This is a genomic window from Candidatus Thermoplasmatota archaeon (genome assembly GCA_022848865.1).
Lineage (GTDB): Archaea > Thermoplasmatota > Thermoplasmata > RBG-16-68-12 > JAGMCJ01 > JAGMCJ01.
On the sequence record JAJISE010000098.1, the window covers coordinates 1 to 1,185 of the forward strand.

General features: G+C 56.5%; 1 rRNA gene. It reads left to right on the forward strand.

The features are described from left to right. Positions 1-1,185 (forward strand): 23S ribosomal RNA (locus LN415_09840); the annotation flags it as partial.

Here is a 1,185-nt window from a genome sequence, read left to right on the forward strand (position 1 = left end):
TCTTTGGTATAAGGGATGCCTACTGTCTTCTCGGAAGAGGGGGTGGTAGGTCGCAGTGACTAGGGGGTTCCGGCTGTTTACTAAAAACATAGGTAGCCGCTAGAGCGAAAGCTTTCGTACGGCTATTGAATCCTGTCCAGTGGTGGTACCTGAATCCTGATTTCAACCGGGGGAAGGGCCGCTAAACGACGGGAGTAACTCTGACTCTCTCAAGGTAGCCAAATGCCTTGTCGTGTAAGTTACGACGTGCATGAATGGATCCACGAGGACCCCACTGTCCCCGCCTAGATCCCGGTGAACCCACAGGCTGGACGAACAGTCCAGCGACCTCCAGCGGGACAAGAAGACCCCGTGGAGCTTTACTGCAGTCTGTCGCTGAGAACTGGCCTTGCTTGCAGAGCGTAGATAGTAGCCGATGAGCGCCCCTCTCCGGGGGGGCGGGAGGCGTCAATGTAACACTACCCTTGTAAGGCTGCTTCTCTGACCGAGGCCTAGTTGTCCGGGACAACGGCAGATGGGCAGTTTGGCTGGGGCGGCACCCCCTTGAAAAGGAATCGAGGGGGCCCAAAGGCTAGCTCAGGGGGGACAGAAACCCTCCGTAGAGTGTAAAGGCAAAAGCTAGCCTGACCGGATCTCCAACAATACGAGTTCCGGAGGTGAAAGCCAGGCTTAACGAGCTATCATATCCTTGTTAATGAGGGTTGGTAGTGTCAGAAAAGTTACCCCGGGGATAACAGGCTTGTCGCGGGCGAGAGTTCGCATCGACCTCGCGGTTCGGTACCTCGATGTCGGCTCTTCCTATCCTGGCCTTGCATGAGGGGCCAAGGGTGAGGCTGCTCGCCTATTAAAAGGGATCGTGAGCTGGGTTTAGACCGTCGTGAGACAGGTCGGATTTTATCTGTTGGGGGTGTTGGTTGTCTGAGGGGAAAGGGTCTTTAGTACGAGAGGAACGAGACGCTGAGGCCTCTGGTGTACCGGTTGTCCGACAGGGCATCGCCGGGCAGCTACGCCTCGTAGGATAAGAGCTGAATGCATCTAAGCTCGAAGCTTCTCCTAAAAATAGACGGCCTTCCCGTTCTCGCAGCTTGTCTGTGGGGGCGGGTCGAGGGCGCCCGTAGAAGACGGGTTAGATGGAGCCAGGGTGTACGTATCGAGGCTTCGGCCGAGGTACTTAGCCTGTGGCCC